The organism is Mesorhizobium sp. CU3 (assembly GCF_006442965.1).
GTDB lineage: Bacteria > Pseudomonadota > Alphaproteobacteria > Rhizobiales > Rhizobiaceae > Mesorhizobium.
On the sequence record NZ_VFWX01000012.1, the window covers coordinates 1 to 16564 of the forward strand.

Sequence of the window (16564 nt, forward strand, 5' to 3'; positions counted from 1 at the left end):
CCCCCCCCCCCCCCCCCCCCCCCCCCCCCCCCCCCCCCCCCCCCCCCCCCCCCGGGGCTCTTTCGTTTCAGGAGCCTCCAACATGAACACCATGATTTCTAGTGCGCGCCCCGTATCGTCCGGCTTCAAAGTCGATATCTCGCGTGGTCAACGCATTGGCCGCGTCTCGTCCGAATGGTTTTCGCGCCCGGATGATGAGCGCTATCTGTCGCTTTCCGACCTCCATCGCGCCGTCAGCGGCAGAACAGAGCGTGCTCGGGTTCGAACCGTCGAAAGTGCAGAAATTCGCGTCGAGGCGACCCGCGACAATGCCCAGCGCCTTTCCCTGATTGTTCCCGGTGGCCGCGAGCCCCTGGCGCCCACACACTGGAGCTACGGTCAGCTCTGCAGCCTGGTCGGCGCTCCGGCGAACTACATGCGCCAGTTGCCCGCGCCGTTGGCGGCTATCAACCTTCAGCACGGCCTCCTTAACCACGATGCCGAAATGGTCAAGACACTAGAGATGGACGATGGCCGCGTTGAGCTGCGGGCGGTCACAGGCCCTGACTATGGCCGCATCTGGGACAAAGATCTTGTCGAGGCGGTGATGAGGATTGCCGGCAACGGGACCGGTGACACGATCTGGAAGGTGCCGGGTGTGCTCGACTGGTCGACCATGACCCACAACCCCTTCGTGAACATCACCAAGGATACCACGACACTCTACGCCAGCGACCGCGACGTCTTTCTCTTCCTCGTCGACGACACCCACCCCATCGAGGCCGGCCGCCTGCCGAATGGAGAACCAGATCTCCACTTCCGCGGATTCTATGCCTGGAACAGCGAAGTCGGGTCCAAGACGCTTGGCATCGCATCGTTCTATCTACGAGCGGTTTGTGCCAACAGGAACCTCTGGGGCACCGACAATTTCGAGGAGATCACCATCCGGCACTCGAAATTCGCGGCGCAACGTTTCGCCCATGAAGCAGCTCCGGCGCTGACAAATTTCGCCAATTCCTCACCCGCGCCCTTCATCGCCGGCATCCGCGCGGCCCGTGAGAGAGTCGTTGCGCGAAACGAGGAAGATCGCTCGGATTTCCTGCGCAAGCGCGGCTTCTCCAAGGCCGAAACCGGAAAGATCATCGAGACAGTGCTTTGCGAAGAGGGCAGGCCGCCTGAGTCAATTTTCGACTTTGTCCAGGGCATCACCGCGCTTGCGCGTGGCAAGACGCATCAGGACACGCGGCTCGAACTCGAAGGCAAGGCGCGGAAGCTGCTGGAAAGCGCAGTCTGATCTTCGTCCATCAAGCACCATCTCCCATCGATCCTTTTCATCGCCCGGCCACCGCGCCGGGCGTCTGTCATTTTGGAGAACCCCGTGACATCCGATTTTCGTTTCATGATCAGGTCGCGGCGGAAGCCATCGAGAAGGTCGGCCACCTGTCCAACTCCTCGATCGACGACATTCCGAGCGAACTGGCGCAAATTGCGCAAAGCGCAGGGGCCACAAAGGTCGCGGCCGCGGCAGGCCCTCTGGAGTTGACTGAGGGACACGGAATGATCGACTATTCCCGGACGCGCTTCGATCGGCTCGGCTCCAACAAGGAATACGACGCCTATATCGCCCGTCTCGAGGCGAGGCGGCATTTCTATGTGAACGGATGGGTGGTTCCGGAGCTGGTATACGACGCGATCAGGCGTTTATGTCGCGGGTATTCTCCGCCGTAACTGCATCAGACGGCCGGAGCGCCATTGCCGCACCATTCTCGTCGCCTGTCTGCTCGGCGGCGACTTGATCGCCAGCCGCCTTCAGGTTGATCTCTCCCGAGATCGAGTGCTCTCGGCGGGCCAGGCGCCGCCGATTCTTAATCTCGACGACAAAGGGCTTTTTCTCAGGTTTCATGTCAATCCGATGAGACAGATGGGGCTTCTGCGAGAGGCTGGAGGTGCTGTTATTCGTCTCGCTCTGTCAATGCCCGGCACGGCCTCGGGTCCCGGATCAAGGAAATCGCGGAATTTCGCCTTCCGCGACCCGCCAGACCCAGGGTGTGATCTCTGGCCTCGCATTGATCATGTCGGTTAGAGCTTGTTCGTATTCCTCTCCGGCGCTCGCCGGGACGATGAACATCGCAATCGGGGCGGGCTTTTGTTCCGGCAATGTCACCGACACGATCGGTGCATCGCGCGGCAGGTTGAAACGCAACCCTTTGACGGTCTTGCGCTTCAGGTGGCTCAGCCTTTCCAGAAGCCGCAGCTCGTGAATGTCCTCGAAGGGCAGCCAGTGTTCATTGACCACCATCAGCGCGACCTCTTCGACGGACGCGATGCCGGCGGTTGAGACGCCGAAGGTCGCGATGACGATGAGGTGGAAGGCTTCGCTCGAGCGCCAGAGTTCGAGTTCGGTCTCATAGCGCGCTGCCAGCCGTCGCCATGCGCCATCCCCGATCATCAGCGGAAACGGCATGTGCCGCACGACGATCTTCTGGCCCACTCTAGCCGCGGTAAACTCCTTCACCTCGGCCACGATCATCATCAGCTTACGCATGCCCGAGCTGGACGGCTGGATGCCCTTGAGCGCGGCGGCGCGCCGCGCGGCGATCCCATCCTTATCATCAGGATGAAACACTTCCGGCACGAAGAGCATATCGGTAAGCGGCCCACGCCGGGCCGTCATTTGGGAGGCGGCATTGATGAGGCTGGTTCGCACCCGGCCCCAGCCGCGCCGGCCTGCCCAGGTCGAGCGCCATTCGGTCAATTCGCCTGCCTCCCACAGATAATGCAGCATTGCCCTGAGCGACAGTTTTCTGGGCTCGCTGCGAATGCCCTGCTCCGACGTCTCAGCCGACGCGCTGGTTGCCGATCTCGCCCCACGTTTCGTCAGCGAGAAATCCAGCCTCAGGTCGGCTTTGCCGTTGGCGTCGATCTGGATCGCGCTGCCGATCAGTGGACCCAGCCCGGAAAGCTCATAGGGCGGCTCATAGGAGGGGCAACCAGGATCGTGATCGCGCCCCGACAGCGGCATGCGCTTGATGAGATACTGGTCTTCCAGATGCGCAATATACATGGGGACCGGCGGCTCTTTGCACATGCACATCGGGCGAAGCCGCTGCTCGTAAGCCTGCGAAAGAAGCGCCCGAAACTCCGGCGAGGATTCCTCCAGCACCCGTTCGCCGATCGTGAATGTTCGCACGTCCGTTGCCTCCTTGCTTCGGTCGAAGCCACACGGGACAGCATCCATTTTACTATCAAAAATTAGACAGTAAACCTGCAGGCCGGTCGCTGGCGCCTCGTCTTTTCGGAGAGAGAGGGAGGCCGCAAAGGGGTGGCCTGCCGGGTTTGGAGAGCGCCGGGCGGGCCGCTCCTTTCCCGCTCTCGGCAGGGTTTTCCCCATGAACATGATCACATCCGGGGCCGCGGACGCGGCCGCCTCCTCGCTTACGGCAGCCGATCGCGCCGGCCGAGCAACAAAAATTCTCCATGCCAGCCATGGCCTTTTGCCGTTTCTCGTATGCGGCCGGGCCATCGGCGCGGCCGATCTCCGCACCGTCCTGATCAACGCTTTCGGCGGCTCGGACGCCGAAGGTTTCTGGGCCTGGAAGGATGCCTATGAGGCGACAGAGGTCGCGCAGGTGTTGTTCCTGCGCAAGTTCGGCGCGGCGATTTCCGCTCGGGCGAACGCGCCGCAGACTGCACTTGCGATGCTGACCAAGGTTGCGGGGCTGATCCCGACCCACACGCGGCGCTCCGAGGAAAGCCAGCAGCTCCAGCAATTCTCCACGCCGATGCCGCTCGGCTTTGTCGCGGCCCGCGCCGCCGGGGTCGTCGCCGACGACACCGTGCTTGAACCGTCGGCAGGAACGGGCCTCATGGCGATCTTCGCCGAACTCACGCACGCGCGCCTCTCTCTCAATGAATATGCGCCGGTCCGCTCCGCGCTTCTCGAGCAGCTCTTCCCGGGGTCAATGGTGTCGCAGCATGATGCCGCGCACATCGAAGACTATCTCGACCGCTCGGTCAGCCCGACCGTCGTCCTGATGAATCCGCCGTTTTCGGCAGGCCTTCATGTCGAAGGCCGCATGACCGATGCCGCATGGCGTCATCTCGCGTCCGCCTTCGTCCGGCTTGCCCCCGGCGGTCGGCTGGTGGCGATCACCGGCTCCGGCGTTTCCCCTGACAATCTCAAATGGCGCGACGCCTTCGTCCGCCTGCAGGAGCGCGGCACGGTCCTGTTCAGCGCCGCGATCGATGGCTCTGTCTATGCCCGACATGGCACGACGATGGAAACGCGGCTGACGGTGATCGACAAGGTCGCCGCGCCCAATCCTGCCAAGCTGGTGGCCTCTCACGGCGTCGCTGCCGATCTGAGGACACTACTTACATGGATCTCGGACCTTCCGCCCCGCTCGCCCGCGACCGCGCCGAACTCCATCGGTGCGCTGTCGAACGGCATCCTGCGCGCCTGCGTGACCAAGATGGCCGCCCGCAAGGCCGCCGGCACCATGCGTCCCGCGGCAGCAACCGCTTCCGCAACGCGCCCTTCGCCCGTTGCTCGCGCGCCGCGTCCCGTGCCTCCGCTGCCCGTTCATTTCAACGACGAAGTCATCGAACTCTCGTACGAACTGCGCGACGCGGCGCCGAAAGCGCGTGTCGATGTCGCCGACGGCATCTACGAACCGTACCGGCTGCAGGCGATCCACATTCCCGGCGCCAAGCCACACCCGGACAAGCTGGTCGAATCTGTCGCCATGGCATCGGTCGCGCCGCCCAAGCCGACCTATCGTCCGCATCTTCCGAAGCGTGTCGTGAGCAGCGGCGATCTTTCCGATGCCCAGCTTGAAAGCGTGATCTATGCCGGCGAAGCGCACGGCGGCTATCTCGCTGGCCACTGGTCCGTCGATGCGACCTTCGACAATCTGAAAGCCGTCACGCCCGAGACCGAGGGCGCTGTCCGTTTTCGTCGTGGCTGGTTTCTCGGTGATGGCACGGGCGCCGGCAAAGGCCGCCAGGCTGCCGGGATAATTCTGGACAACTGGCTCAAGGGCCGCCGCCGCCATGTATGGATTTCGAAGTCCGAGACCCTGATCGAGGATGCGCAGCGCGACTGGGCCGCGCTCGGTCAGGAGAAGCTGCTGGTCACGCCCCTGTCACGCTTCCGGCAGGGCAAGCCGATCAACCTCGAAGAAGGGATCCTCTTCGTCACCTTCGCCACGCTGCGCACCGACGAGCGCGAAGGCAAACGCTCGCGCGTCCAGCAGATCGTCGATTGGCTCAGCCAAGAGGAGGGGTACGCAACGACTTTCGATGGCGTCGTCATCTTCGATGAAGGCCACGCCATGGCCAATGCCGCCGGCGGCAAGTCCGAGCGCGGCGAGAAGGCCGCCTCGCAACAGGGCCGCGCCGGCCTGCGCCTGCAACGTGCGCTCCCCGATGCCCGCGTCGTCTATGTCTCCGCGACCGGCGCGTCCGAAGTCGAGCAGCTTACCTATGCTGAACGCCTCGGCCTGTGGGGCGGCACGGACTTCCCATTCTCGACGCGGTCCGAGTTTGTCGCGGCGATCGAGGACGGCGGTGTCGCGACGATGGAAGTGCTGGCGCGCGACCTCAAGGCCATGGGTCTCTACGCCTCGCGGTCCCTGTCATTCGAGGGTGTCGAGTACGACGTCCTCGAACACGAACTGACCGAGGAGCAGGTCCGCATCTACGATTCCTATGCCGAGGCCTACCAGGTCATCCACAACAACCTCAACGCGGCACTCGAAGCCACCGGCATTACCAGTGCGGCCGGCAAAGGCACGCTCAACAAAAACGCCAAGGCTGCCGCCCGCTCCGCCTTCGAAAGTTCGAAGCAGCGCTTCTTCAATCACCTGCTGACCTCAATGAAGACGCCGGCGCTGATCGATGCGATGGACAAGGACGTAAAGCAGGGCCATGCGGCAATCGTCCAGATCATCTCCACCGGACAATCTCTCACCGAACGCCGGCTCGCGGAGATCCCCACCGAAGAGTGGAGCGATATCCAGGTCGACATCACACCGCGCGAGATCGTTGCGGAATTCTTGCACCATTCCTTTCCGACCCAACTCTTTGAGGAATATTCCGACGCCGAAGGCAACCTCATGTCGCGGCCGGTTTATGACACCGATGGCAACGCGGTCCTGTGTCGTGAAGCGGTCGCGCGCCGTGACGCATTGCTCGAGCGGCTCGGCAGCCTGCCCGCGATCCCGACAGCGCTCGATCAGATCGTCCAGAGGTTCGGCACGGATCGCGTTGCCGAGATCACCGGGCGAACGCGCCGCGTCGTGCGCCGCGACAATGGCGGCACGATCGACCGTTTCGCCGTCGAAAGCCGGCCGGCCAGCGCCAATCTCGACGAGACCCGCGCTTTCATGGATGACGAGAAGCCGATCCTGGTCTTCTCCGAGGCTGGCGGCACGGGACGGTCCTATCATGCGGATCTCGTCGCCAAGAACCAACGCCTGCGTCTGCACAATCTCCTCGAAGCCGGCTGGCGGGCCGACATAGCGATCCAGGGGCTAGGGCGCAGCCATCGCACAAACCAGGCGCAGCCTCCGCGTTTTCGGATGGTCGCCACCAACGTCAAGGCGGAGCGCCGTTTCCTGTCGACCATCGCCCGGCGTCTCGACACGCTGGGCGCAATCACGCGCGGGCAACGTCAGACCGGCGGGCACGGGATGTTCCGCTCTGAGGACAATCTCGAATCCCAATATGCACGCGATGCGCTCAGGCAATTCTACAAGCTCATCCATCGCGGCGGGATCGCAGGCTGCTCGCTGGAAAAATTCGAGATGATCACCGGCCTGTCGCTGACCGCCGGGGAGGGCGGGCTCAAGGACGAGCTGCCGCCGATCCACACCTTCCTCAACCGCATGCTGGCGCTGACGATCCATATGCAGAACCTGCTGTTCGACGCCTTCGAGCAGCTGCTGGCTGCCCGCATCGAGGGTGCGATTGCGGCGGGTGTCTATGACAAGGGTCTGGAGACGCTTGTAGCGGACCGTATGTCGGTGAAGCAGCGTAAGCTGGTCTACACCCATCCGGTCACCGGCGCGCAATCGCATCTGCTCACGATCGAACGCATGGATCGCAACAGGCCGATGCTGCTCTCAGAGGCCTTGCAACTTGTCGCTTGTGATCGCCAGGCGAAACTGATGATCAACGGCAAATCCGGCCGCCCAGCCGTACAGGTCCCGGCGCGCTCGGTCATGCTCGACGACGGCTCTGTTCAGCCGCGCGTCGCGCTCATCCGCCCGATGGATGAAATCCGTTTCGAGGGGCGTCAGCTAGCGGAAACGAACTGGGAGGAAGCCGACGAGCAGGTCTTTGCCGCCGCCTGGAATAACGAGGTCGCCAATCTTCCGGAGTTTTCCATCTCGACCATGCATATGGTCTCCGGTCTGCTGTTGCCGATCTGGAAACTGCTGCCGCAGGATTTCTGCCGCGTCTATCGGCTGGAGACCGATAAGGGCGAACGCATCGTCGGCCGTCTTGTCTCTCCGGAAGGTCTCGCACGGTTGTGCCAGAATTTCGGTCTTGATCGGGCCGGGGTCATAAGCCCCGGCGAGGTATGGCAGTCGCTGCTCGGTGGTTCTGCGGTCGTTGGGCTGGCCGGCAACATGACGCTGCGGCGCGTGCGGGTTATGAATGACTATCGCGTCGAGCTCACAGGCTTCAGCGACGGGATGCGCGACAGGCTAAGAGCAATAGGCCTGTTCTCCGAAATGATCGCCTGGAAGGTCAGGTTCTTTGTTCCGACCACGGATGACGGACCGGTGATCCTGTCGCGTCTCATGGAACGACATCGCATCGTCGATGTTGCCGGTCGTGCGTGACCGCCATGTTGTCCGCCTCGCAACTGGCGGATCGTCTGGCGCACGACGCCGAGGCGGTCTGCCGCCATTACCTCTCTGCCGGCCGTCGGGCCGGCAATTACTGGATCGTCGGCGACGTCGCCAACAACAAGGGCCGGTCGCTCTATGTGCACCTCGCTGGTCCCCGCAAAGGCCGGTGGACGGATGCCGCGGCCGGTCAGTTCGGCGACTTGCTTGATCTCGTTCGGGAAACATGCGGGCTGGTCGATTTCCAAGACGTTGCCGATGAGGCTCGGCGTTTCCTGAATGAGCCTAGGCCCAGTTCGTCGTCTCGCGCGGACGACGCCCCTCCGGTCGAAAGACCGGCTGCCGAACGTGCTCGACGGCTATTCCGCATGACGCAGGCGCTTGCCGGTACCTTGGCCGACAACTATCTGCGCCAGCGCGGCATCCTGCGGGCCTCTGTGCATCCGTCGCTGCGCTTCCACCCATCCTGCTACTACCGGGATCTCGTGACCGGCAGGACGAGCCGCTATCCGGCGCTGATTGCAGCCGTGACTGACCGCTCCGGTGCGATCACCGGCGTGCATCGTACATGGCTGGACCCGCAGGGCGAGGGCAAAGCGAAGGTCGACGATCCCCGCCGCGCGCTCGGCGGGCTGCTCGGCAACGCCGTGCGCTTCCGCTTTCCTCTCCATGGCCCCGTGCCGGTCTTGGCTGCCGGCGAGGGACTCGAAAGCATCTTGTCGCTCTCGCACGTGATGCCGGGCATGGCCATGGTCTCGGCGCTGACCGCCAATCACCTTGCCGCCTTCCGGCTCCCGTCACGATGCATACGCCTTTACATTGCCGCGGACGCCGATGCCGCCGGCCGGCATGGCATCGAGGGATTGAGCCGCCGCGCACAGGCGCTCGGGATCCTGCCGCTCGTGCTCACCCCGGAACTCGGCGACTTCAACGAGGACCTGCGCCGGCTCGGTCCGGATCGGCTCACCGCGCACCTTCGAAGCCAGCTTGCCACGGAAGACGCTCAGGCCTTTCTGCCCGCGTGAGACGGCCATGAGGCTGGGCGAGGTAGGACGCGGCGTGGCGGGGAGGTCGGTCACTGCCGGTCGCGTTCGGTGGGCGCGCGCCCGCGGGCCTGCCGAGAGGCGACCCTTACCATCCGGCGTTCGGGCCTTCAGCGGGTCAGTCAGGTTTCTTCCCCTGCCGGGCCGCAGGCGGCCCGGCATTCCTCGCGGGCCAAGAAACCTTCTTGTCCCCGCCCGGCGCTGCGCTGGGCCGCGGCGCGGGCGCCGCGGTTCCGGCCCGCCCACCGCATGGAAGGGGATCGCCGTCAGGTCGCGAGAGGCGCGGCCCAAACCGACGGAGACCAGCATGAACCTCATCCTTCCCCTCGACGACGCCTTCGAGCCCCACCACGCCTCGTCGCCAACCGACCGCTTCATCTACGAGATGCAGATCCACGGCCATCGCCCCTTCCAGGACGAGCCGGATCCACGCCCGTTGCCTGAGGAGCCAATGGTCCAGTCGGCGCTGACCGCAGTCTTTGACGCCATGTTCGAAATGCTCGGCGAGACACGGCTGGAGCCGGATCTCGAGGACCTGCTCTGGTCGGCGGTCAACCTTTTTCACCGTGCCGGCGAGCGCATCCAGCGCGAGCTTCAGCGCAACGAGGATGCGCAGCGCACCGGCCAGCGCGAGCAGGACGGCTCGGAGGTCAAGAGCGTCGAGCTCGAGCGCCATATCGCCGAAGGCATCACGCTTCTCGAGCGCCGCAACGCCTTCGAGTTCATGCGCGACTATGCGGCCGAGCTCTTCGAGGCGCAAACCGGATCGGCATGGCGGCCGCGCACCGGCTCGAAGGTGAGCCACGCCAACATGACGGCGGCGATGATCGACTCCAGAGATTTCCTCTCTGCCCGCCGTCGCGCCGAGACCGAGGTGCTGATCCCCGCCGGCACCAAGATCGCCTTCGGCGGCGGCATGGACTACAACGATCATGAGCGCATCTGGGCCGCGCTCGACAAGGCCCGCGCGAAGCACCCGGACATGATCCTGCTGCATGGCGGATCGCCCAAGGGCGCCGAACGCATCGCCGCCTGCTGGGCGGAAGCACGCAAGGTGACGCAGATCGCCTTCAAGCCGAACTGGACGAAGCATGCCAAGGCCGCACCCTTCCGCCGCAACGACGAGATGCTTTCCGTGATGCCGGCGGGCGTCGTCATCTTTCCGGGCTCCGGCATCACCGAAAACCTCCGCGACAAGGCTCGCCGCTTCGGCATCAATGTCTGGGAACTCAGAGGAGACGGCGCGTGAGCGCCGTTTTCCTCCTCCGCAGAATCCATCTAGCATGCCGCTTATGCGGACATTCACGACAGACGATTTAGGCAGGCGCACTGGCGATGTCCTCGATGCCGCCAGTGCCGAGCCGGTTGTTCTCATCTCGGACGAAAGGCTCCGGCTCGTTCTGATGAGCATCGAATGCTACGAACGGATGCGCGCCGTGGGAGATCCGCGCCACGTCAGCCGAACCGCCGAGATGCCGGAGAAGCACAAGGAACTCTTCGCCGCGAAGATCGATCGGTTGGCACGCGGCGAAGGTTACGACGGTGAGTCGTAAACCCTACTCTTGGAGAGTATTGCAATCTGCGTTACATAGACGTATATACAGTTGCAGCACAGGAGCGCGATATGGCCACTACAGCCCCGAGAAAGGAAACACCTGTCTCGATGCGATTCCGCGACGATGATCTAACGATTATCGATCGTGGCGCGGAACTGCTCGGCTTGTCGCGCACCGAATTCATGCGCCGCGCCGCATTGCACGAGGCGCAGGCGGCGATCCTGAACGAGACCGTCATCCGCCTCTCGCCCGACGCCTATGACGCCTTCATGCAGGTGATTTCCGCCCCGGCGACCGCTGCGCCGCCGAAGGCGGCCGAACGGCTGCGACGGGCAGCGCCCTGGGAACGCTAGGTGGCGCTTTCGGGCATTGAACTCCTCGGCAACACGCATCGGCTTGACGCTTTCGACTGCGGCAAGCCGGCCCTCACCGCGTGGCTGTCCGGCTTTGCCCGTACCAACCAGACGCGAGGTTTCACCCGCGTCCTGGTCGTTCACAACGAAGGAGACGTTGTTGGGTACTATGGTCTTGCACCAAGCGTGATCCAGCCGAACAGCGCGCCGCGGGCGATCCGCACCGGACGGCCACCTGACCCTATCCCCTGCCTCCTGATCGGACAGCTCGCCGTCGATCATCGCTATGCCGGACAGGGTATCGGCAGCGGGCTGGTGAAGGATGCCCTGCAGCGCTGCATCGCCGGCGCCGATATCGTCGGCGGCCGCGCGGTCGTTGTCCGGGCGATTGACACCGAAGCCGAGCGCTACTGGCAGAGCTGGGGCTTCATCGCTTCGCGCGACAACCCGTCCGTGCTTATGCGATCGATCCAGGACGTGCGCCTCTGGCTGGCAGACAAGGGTCACTAGATCCGCGTCAATCGGTTCTTTGAGGCTCGAGTGAATCGACCTCACCGTCGTCAGTGTTCCCCGCGGAATGCATGGACGAAGCCGGCTCCGATCGCTCGGCGCCGCCAGCTTGCCGAAGGCGATGTGCCTGACAGACACCTGCGGTTCGGCCGGGCGCCGACAGGACGAGTCGACCAAAGATCGCGCATCCGACACCGACGCAAACAGCGCCATCGAGGTTGTCGCGCGGTTTCCAGGTGGCAGTGCACCCGCCGGTGTCGACCTCGCGGACCGTGAAGGGGATGATGTGGAGGAGTCATGCGCTTGAAGCGGCCGGTAACGGGCGGTGCAGAGTGTCGATCGGCATGGTGGTGGAGCGTTCAGAAGCGCGGCCGATATCCGCAGCGCCGGCCCGGGCGGCCATGATGTTTTCGCGCCCTTCGGTTGCCCCGAACCATTCCCGTTTATGTCGCTCGTATAGACGACCGCCTGCTTTTGCGGCCAACCCCTGACGGGGTAAGACTCGGCCGAAATTTTTGCAAAATTCGATTTCGGTTTCTTTGTCCTGGTGGAAAATAGAATTTTGCAAAATTTTCGGCCGAGCTGACCGCAGCAGATCGGCCGTCTCTTCGTGCGCCATCGGGAATGGTCCCGAGCAACCGAAGGAGACAGAACCATGGCCACCACGATCGCAACCCTGACGCAGAAGACCGACGGCTCTCTCGAAGGCATCTTCGCCACCATCCGGGTCAACGCCCCGATCGCCATCGTCCCGAACGGCCAGAAGGCAAGCGACGAAGCCCCCGACTTCCGCGTCATCCACCGCCGGACCGGCTTCGAGATCGGCGCGGGCTGGAACCGCATCGCCCGCCAGACCGGAGAGGAATACCTCTCGGTGAAGCTGGAAGCCCCCGAGATCGGCGTGATCTTCGGCAACCTCGCGCCCGCCCCCGGCGGCGATCCAGCTAAGAAGGTGATCCTCTGGAACAACCCGAACTGAACGGCAAGCAGCCGGCCCCGAGCAATCGGGGCCGGCTTCCCCGTTCGCTGTCAGGGTCGTTCCGCTGTAGTTGGAGCTAAAGCGGGCATCGAGCCCGCTTTCGCTCCTCTCGGTGCCAAACGGGCGAGGGCCTTTCTGCTCAGAACGCCAAGCCTGCCATGAGGCACTCGTGCCGCGTCAAGGACGAGCGGTACCCCCAAAATTCTACGAATTTCGGCTCCCCCACTCGCCGCCTCCGGCGGTCGCTACGCGATCCTTGACCCGGCCCGATCCTCACGACCCGCGCGCGTCATCTTTCACACTATCCAAGGAGATGACGAAGATGACGATTTCCATCGAGCAGCACATCGAGGAGTTGCGGGCCGAGCTGCGGAACGCTGTCTGCCGGGACGAGCGCTGCCAGATCGAAGCGGAACTGGAACGGGCCTGTGCTGAACTGGAGGCGGCAACCACCGCGCAGGACGCCGTGCTCGATGCCGAGCCTCCCTACTGAGGGAGGCTTCTGCTGCGGCGCCTGGCTTGCCACCCCGGATCGACCGGGGTGGCAAACCCAAAGCTCCGCTTCGCCCGGCGTCACTCTCTTCCCCGCCATCAAGCGACGGTCGGCTGTTGTGCAGCGGGTCTGGTCTTATAGCCACGCCCTCGTTTCGCCCGCAGCAGCTCGAGAAACATCGACACGGCTTGTTCTTCCCGATCGAAGTGGTGAACCATCGACTGTCCGCCGCAGCCGATCCGTCCCCAGCGGCGTGTCAGGCAAGGCGTGCCGAACAAGGTCGTTTCGATGGAAAGCACGTAGAAGCGCGCCATGTTCTGCGCGGCGTCCGTGCGTTCGACATAAAGCTTATAGGGTTGAGCGAGCATGGGACAAGAATCGCCGATCGGCAAATACCCGTCCAACGACACTTATGAATCGCTTGTCGCGTAGCGATTCATTTTGGTGATGGATTGTTTCTCCCTCCGGAGCAGTCTTGGGGCGAACCGCCTGCGGCGGCCGGGCTCTACTCGCTCGGCTTCGCGTCGCTCACGGAGCCCGCTGCGCGGTCTCCGCCTCCGGTTACGATCCCTTTCGCGGGGGCGAGGCGGCTGCGTCGCCGCAGGGGAATACCATAGCACGCCCCCTGTGCCGGACAGTGTCACCCCGACGAAGGTCGGATCGCGCCTCAACGATCTGTTCTTGCCTCGATCTCTCCTGCAACTTAGACTCTCGCATATTTGATAGTTTGGCTGAGATGACTAACTGAGAAACCCTGCGCAACCGATCAGCGAGACGAGGTGATGAGGGAAATGCAGCCTGCTGCCGCCAAGGACGTTCGGGTTGGATGGACCAATCCGCTCCTTCGCTCGCTGCGGTTTTTCGCCCGCCTGCTCGGAACCATCGTCGTCGGAAGCGTGCTGACCGTGTTTTACTGTGCGTGGCATCTGACCTTCCTTGCGCTCTGCATGTTCCGCCCTGTTGTCAATCTGCTTGTCCTTGCCGGGCTTGTCATGGTTCCGCTCTCGGTCGTGGCTTTCGTGAAACCGGAGGCGGCGAACGGGATGCCATTCTGGGCCCTTCCCCTGATGGCGATCGGCTTCTTTGGCTTTGCCATGGGCTTTTCGAGGTTTGTGGATTGGTTCACGCCGCCGGGCGAGTCGGATCCTTTCGAACGCCACCGCCGTCGCAACTGGCGCTGACGTTTTCCGCGACCTTGATGGTGCTCACGGCTTGACGAAACGATTGGCTTTGGCCGCCTCGTTCATTTCCTTGCGCCGGAAATAGATCGCGCGCCCGCAACGGATCGGACTGTGGCCCTGCACGATGATGATCTGCTCGTCCTTGCGCATGGATTGGGTGATCTCGTGCGGCATGATCAGCGGCCGGCGCTGGAAGTTCACATTCTCGGATTTGCGCGAGCTGGCGTTTTTTATGTCCCAGCCGATGTTGCGCGAGCTCCCCTTCACTTCGACCGTCATTTCCCCACATTGCGCCGAGACGTTGCGCGCCGTGTCGAGCGCCTTGATCGCGGCGTAGCTCGCGAAGGCGCATCCGTCGATCCACGACGTCGCGCCGTCTTTGCCAAAATGCCGCTCCATCTGCCCGACGGACTGGTACATCAGCATCATGCTGATGCCGTATTTGCGGCCGCGGTCGCGCGCCTCTTCAAGAACACGCATATAGCCAAGCAGGTCGACCTCGTCGAGCATGAACAGCGCCCGGCGCTTGAAGCCACCGTCGGCCTGGATCATGGCGTTGACCAGCGAGCCGATGATCACACGGCCGATGCCTGGATAGGAGCGCAGGATCGACGCCGGGATATTGAGGAAGACGTCTTTTTTGCCCGATACGATGTCGCTCGACCGGAACGCATTGCCGCAGACAAGTGCCGCGTAGCTGTCGAGAGACAACCATTGCGTATCCTTCGATGCGGTCGAGTAGACGCCCGAAAACGTCTGCTCGGTCATGTTGGTGAAGACGCCGAGGGTCTCGCGGATGAAGACGGATGCGGAATGCTCCTGAATGTCGCGCAGCATCGCCAGTACCGAGGGCTCCGGCTCGGAGACGATCTGCCTCAGGCTGCGCAAATTGCGCCGGCCGGCATATTCCGGCGACAGCATCACATGGGCGAGAAACCCCGTCAGGAGATTGTGGGCCTGGTTCTGGAAGTAAGAGCCGGTTGAATTTTCGAAGCGCACGCTTTCCGACAGCAGCATGTGCGCGACGCCGACAATGTCCTCTTCCTTCTGCCGCGAGGTCTCTATCGCGTCGAGCACGTTGAAGCCCATAACCGGGTTCGTCGGATCGAGCACCATCACCTCGCGGCCGAGCGCGCGGGTTCTGTGCTCGGCCACCATCGGCGCGACCTCGGTGGACGGGTCGAGGCAGATCAGCGGGCCGGTGTAGCGCAGCGCCGTCGGCACGACATTGCTTGTGGTCTTGTATCCGCCCGACCCGGCGAAGAAGAGCATATGGGTGGAATCGAAATTCTGTTTGTAGGTGAGCAACGGCGCCTTGCCGCCTTGTCCCCATGTCGCCGGATCGTTCGGATCGAACGGCAGCTCATGGACGATTTCCTTGTCGACCCGGTAGCGCTCGCCGACGACGATCTCGCCATCAGGCGGAAACAGTTTTCGCGCCGCAGGCATCGACAGCCAGTCCGCGTCCCCGAAGGTTCCGCGCCTCGCGCGTTTCACCAGTTCGGGAACGACGGTGGAAATACGCGCGGCGACTGCCACCGCCATGAAGCCGGCAACCGCGCCGATGACCGCAACCATGTCGAGATAGGACAGCGCCTGGTCCCACGACACCGCGCCGCTCTCTACCGACGGCGCCAGCCGGCCGAACTCGCGCAGCGCGTAGAAGCCGGCGACCGCCAGAAAACAGACGAGACTCGCCATCGCGACCGGCCTGCGCCGGTGCAATGGCAACGCCCAGACGGCCAGCAGGCCGGCAAGCGGCCCCGACAAAAGGGCCGGCACGGGCGATGCCCGCAAGAACCAATACTCGGTCTTCCCCGACATGCCCGCGGCCATGTCCGGCCAGCGCCAGCCAACCACATAAACGGCGAAAGCGGTAATGGCGATCGGCAGGAGAACGAGCAGCAGGCTCGGATGCGGTTTTGCCTGCGCGGTCATTCCGGAGTCCCCATGCTCAGCCGGAAACCAGCATCGGGCGCGGGAACCTTGAATGCATTTTCGCCGAGATCGCGCAGCCGTCGATGCTCGGCCGAGCCCGGTGTGATCCCTGCCAGCTCCAGAAGGCCTCCGAGCAGAAACGCCCGGTCCACTTTCGACAGCCCTGCCCTGACGACGATGCCGCCGAGCAGGAATTTTTCTCGCGCCTCGCGCTTGCGGTCAGCCGTCATGAGAAACCTCCGCCGTCGTTCCAGACCCGCTAGCTGCTGATCGACGCGGCGAAGCAGTTGCGCCGCTAGCCCCTTTCTTTTCCGCTTTGCGAAATCGCGCGGCGATCTCCTCGAAGATTGCGTCGAGTTCCTCATCGGCAATCTCCATTTCCGCCAGACCGGATTTTGTCGCGGCGCGCGCAAAGCGTTCGGCGGACTTTGCGATCACTGTTCGCCTGCGCTCGCGCAGTTTCTCGATCTGGGCGTCGATGTCGGAGATCGATGATTTTGCAGCCATGCCGGTGTCCTTGTCGGTTCGAGCCATCTGAACGATGGTGATTATACTATCTAGAAACTGATAGTAAAATAGGCTAATTTGCCTCATCCCGAAAACGTCGCCGCCGGAAATCCGGCGAAGGGCCGCCTTCCGGAAAAGCGGCATCAGACCTGCGGTCCGATCGGTTTGA

Annotated in this window: 17 protein-coding genes; 10 read left to right on the forward strand and 7 right to left on the reverse strand. The window is 63.4% G+C overall.

Annotation, left to right across the window (positions count from 1 at the left end; translation table 11 throughout):
* The first annotated feature begins 82 nt into the window (after nucleotides 1-82).
* Nucleotides 83-1273 carry a DUF932 domain-containing protein gene (locus FJ988_RS18960; RefSeq protein WP_140819878.1) on the forward strand — a complete coding sequence of 397 codons (1191 nt, stop codon included), beginning with the start codon at nucleotides 83-85 and terminating at the stop codon, nucleotides 1271-1273.
* Between the two features lie 399 nt (nucleotides 1274-1672).
* On the opposite strand, the gene FJ988_RS18970 is transcribed toward FJ988_RS18960, so the two are convergent.
* On the reverse strand, nucleotides 1673-1882 hold the full coding sequence (locus FJ988_RS18970) for a hypothetical protein (protein ID WP_140819879.1): 210 nt from the start codon (nucleotides 1880-1882) through the stop codon (nucleotides 1673-1675).
* Between the two features lie 96 nt (nucleotides 1883-1978).
* Nucleotides 1979-3169: a DUF1173 domain-containing protein gene (locus tag FJ988_RS18975; RefSeq protein WP_181183586.1), complete on the reverse strand. Its 1191-nt coding sequence runs from the start codon at nucleotides 3167-3169 to the stop codon at nucleotides 1979-1981.
* 199 nt (nucleotides 3170-3368) lie between these two features.
* Here FJ988_RS18975 and FJ988_RS18980 point away from each other — a divergent pair, with 199 nt between their 5' ends.
* The 6 genes from FJ988_RS18980 (at nucleotide 3369) to FJ988_RS19010 (ending at nucleotide 11297) form a co-directional block, all read left to right on the forward strand.
* Nucleotides 3369-7829 carry a strawberry notch family protein gene (locus FJ988_RS18980; RefSeq protein WP_140819880.1) on the forward strand — a complete coding sequence of 1487 codons (4461 nt, stop codon included), beginning with the start codon at nucleotides 3369-3371 and terminating at the stop codon, nucleotides 7827-7829.
* A gap of 5 nt (nucleotides 7830-7834) precedes the next feature.
* Nucleotides 7835-8860, forward strand: coding sequence for a toprim domain-containing protein (locus tag FJ988_RS18985; protein ID WP_140820040.1), 1026 nt, complete (start codon nucleotides 7835-7837; stop codon nucleotides 8858-8860).
* A gap of 325 nt (nucleotides 8861-9185) precedes the next feature.
* On the forward strand, nucleotides 9186-10127 hold the full coding sequence (locus FJ988_RS18995) for a DUF2493 domain-containing protein (protein WP_140819881.1): 942 nt from the start codon (nucleotides 9186-9188) through the stop codon (nucleotides 10125-10127).
* Nucleotides 10128-10170: 43 nt separating this feature from the next.
* Nucleotides 10171-10431: a type II toxin-antitoxin system prevent-host-death family antitoxin gene (locus FJ988_RS19000; RefSeq protein WP_140819882.1), complete on the forward strand. Its 261-nt coding sequence runs from the start codon at nucleotides 10171-10173 to the stop codon at nucleotides 10429-10431.
* Between the two features lie 71 nt (nucleotides 10432-10502).
* Nucleotides 10503-10787 (forward strand): DUF1778 domain-containing protein, encoded by a 285-nt coding sequence (locus FJ988_RS19005; RefSeq protein ID WP_140819883.1) that lies wholly within the window; start codon nucleotides 10503-10505, stop codon nucleotides 10785-10787.
* Nucleotides 10788-11297 (forward strand): GNAT family N-acetyltransferase, encoded by a 510-nt coding sequence (locus tag FJ988_RS19010; RefSeq protein ID WP_140819884.1) that lies wholly within the window; start codon nucleotides 10788-10790, stop codon nucleotides 11295-11297.
* 295 nt (nucleotides 11298-11592) lie between these two features.
* On the opposite strand, the gene FJ988_RS30860 is transcribed toward FJ988_RS19010, so the two are convergent.
* Entirely contained in the window at nucleotides 11593-11916 is a 324-nt protein-coding gene (locus FJ988_RS30860) for a hypothetical protein (protein WP_181183587.1), read from the reverse strand.
* A gap of 36 nt (nucleotides 11917-11952) precedes the next feature.
* Here FJ988_RS30860 and FJ988_RS19020 point away from each other — a divergent pair, with 36 nt between their 5' ends.
* Both FJ988_RS19020 and FJ988_RS30865 read left to right on the forward strand, forming a co-directional pair.
* Entirely contained in the window at nucleotides 11953-12276 is a 324-nt protein-coding gene (locus FJ988_RS19020) for a DUF736 family protein (RefSeq protein ID WP_140819885.1), read from the forward strand.
* Nucleotides 12277-12589: 313 nt separating this feature from the next.
* The gene (locus FJ988_RS30865) at nucleotides 12590-12769 is read left to right on the forward strand and encodes a hypothetical protein (RefSeq protein ID WP_181183588.1); all 180 of its coding nucleotides are present in this window, start codon (nucleotides 12590-12592) and stop codon (nucleotides 12767-12769) included.
* A gap of 98 nt (nucleotides 12770-12867) precedes the next feature.
* On the opposite strand, the gene FJ988_RS19025 is transcribed toward FJ988_RS30865, so the two are convergent.
* Nucleotides 12868-13137: a WGR domain-containing protein gene (locus tag FJ988_RS19025; RefSeq protein ID WP_140820041.1), complete on the reverse strand. Its 270-nt coding sequence runs from the start codon at nucleotides 13135-13137 to the stop codon at nucleotides 12868-12870.
* A 414-nt stretch (nucleotides 13138-13551) separates the two neighbouring features.
* On the opposite strand from FJ988_RS19025, the gene FJ988_RS31205 reads away from it, so the two are divergent.
* Nucleotides 13552-13950 carry a hypothetical protein gene (locus tag FJ988_RS31205; RefSeq protein WP_246688590.1) on the forward strand — a complete coding sequence of 133 codons (399 nt, stop codon included), beginning with the start codon at nucleotides 13552-13554 and terminating at the stop codon, nucleotides 13948-13950.
* 24 nt (nucleotides 13951-13974) lie between these two features.
* Here the strand turns inward: FJ988_RS31205 and traG are convergent, their stop codons facing one another.
* Genes traG through FJ988_RS19045 form a run of 3 tightly spaced genes read right to left on the reverse strand, consistent with a single transcriptional unit; the run spans nucleotide 13975 to nucleotide 16395 of the window.
* Complete coding sequence (gene traG / locus FJ988_RS19035; RefSeq protein ID WP_140819886.1) at nucleotides 13975-15888, reverse strand: Ti-type conjugative transfer system protein TraG; 1914 nt, start codon at nucleotides 15886-15888, stop codon at nucleotides 13975-13977.
* The gene (locus tag FJ988_RS19040; protein WP_140819887.1) at nucleotides 15885-16118 is read right to left on the reverse strand and encodes a conjugal transfer protein TraD; all 234 of its coding nucleotides are present in this window, start codon (nucleotides 16116-16118) and stop codon (nucleotides 15885-15887) included. The genes traG and FJ988_RS19040 overlap by 4 nt, the downstream gene beginning before the upstream one ends.
* Nucleotides 16108-16395: a TraC family protein gene (locus FJ988_RS19045; RefSeq protein ID WP_140819888.1), complete on the reverse strand. Its 288-nt coding sequence runs from the start codon at nucleotides 16393-16395 to the stop codon at nucleotides 16108-16110. The genes FJ988_RS19040 and FJ988_RS19045 overlap by 11 nt, the downstream gene beginning before the upstream one ends.
* Between the last annotated feature and the right edge of the window lie 169 nt (nucleotides 16396-16564).

What these genes read in the sequence shown, in the direction of transcription:
- FJ988_RS18980 (WP_140819880.1), top strand. Translation starts at nt 3,369, where the DNA reads ATGAACATGATCACATCCGGGGCCGCGGACGCGGCCGCCTCCTCGCTT.
- FJ988_RS30865 (WP_181183588.1), top strand. Translation starts at nt 12,590, where the DNA reads ATGACGAAGATGACGATTTCCATCGAGCAGCACATCGAGGAGTTGCGG.
- FJ988_RS31205 (WP_246688590.1), top strand. Translation starts at nt 13,552, where the DNA reads ATGAGGGAAATGCAGCCTGCTGCCGCCAAGGACGTTCGGGTTGGATGG.
- FJ988_RS18985 (WP_140820040.1), top strand. Translation starts at nt 7,835, where the DNA reads ATGTTGTCCGCCTCGCAACTGGCGGATCGTCTGGCGCACGACGCCGAG.
- FJ988_RS18960 (WP_140819878.1), top strand. Translation starts at nt 83, where the DNA reads ATGAACACCATGATTTCTAGTGCGCGCCCCGTATCGTCCGGCTTCAAA.
- FJ988_RS19040 (WP_140819887.1), bottom strand. Translation starts at nt 16,118, where the DNA reads ATGACGGCTGACCGCAAGCGCGAGGCGCGAGAAAAATTCCTGCTCGGC.
- FJ988_RS18970 (WP_140819879.1), bottom strand. Translation starts at nt 1,882, where the DNA reads ATGAAACCTGAGAAAAAGCCCTTTGTCGTCGAGATTAAGAATCGGCGG.
- FJ988_RS18995 (WP_140819881.1), top strand. Translation starts at nt 9,186, where the DNA reads ATGAACCTCATCCTTCCCCTCGACGACGCCTTCGAGCCCCACCACGCC.
- FJ988_RS19005 (WP_140819883.1), top strand. Translation starts at nt 10,503, where the DNA reads ATGGCCACTACAGCCCCGAGAAAGGAAACACCTGTCTCGATGCGATTC.
- FJ988_RS19000 (WP_140819882.1), top strand. Translation starts at nt 10,171, where the DNA reads ATGCGGACATTCACGACAGACGATTTAGGCAGGCGCACTGGCGATGTC.
- FJ988_RS19045 (WP_140819888.1), bottom strand. Translation starts at nt 16,395, where the DNA reads ATGGCTGCAAAATCATCGATCTCCGACATCGACGCCCAGATCGAGAAA.
- traG (WP_140819886.1), bottom strand. Translation starts at nt 15,888, where the DNA reads ATGACCGCGCAGGCAAAACCGCATCCGAGCCTGCTGCTCGTTCTCCTG.
- FJ988_RS19025 (WP_140820041.1), bottom strand. Translation starts at nt 13,137, where the DNA reads ATGCTCGCTCAACCCTATAAGCTTTATGTCGAACGCACGGACGCCGCG.
- FJ988_RS19020 (WP_140819885.1), top strand. Translation starts at nt 11,953, where the DNA reads ATGGCCACCACGATCGCAACCCTGACGCAGAAGACCGACGGCTCTCTC.
- FJ988_RS30860 (WP_181183587.1), bottom strand. Translation starts at nt 11,916, where the DNA reads ATGGCGCACGAAGAGACGGCCGATCTGCTGCGGTCAGCTCGGCCGAAA.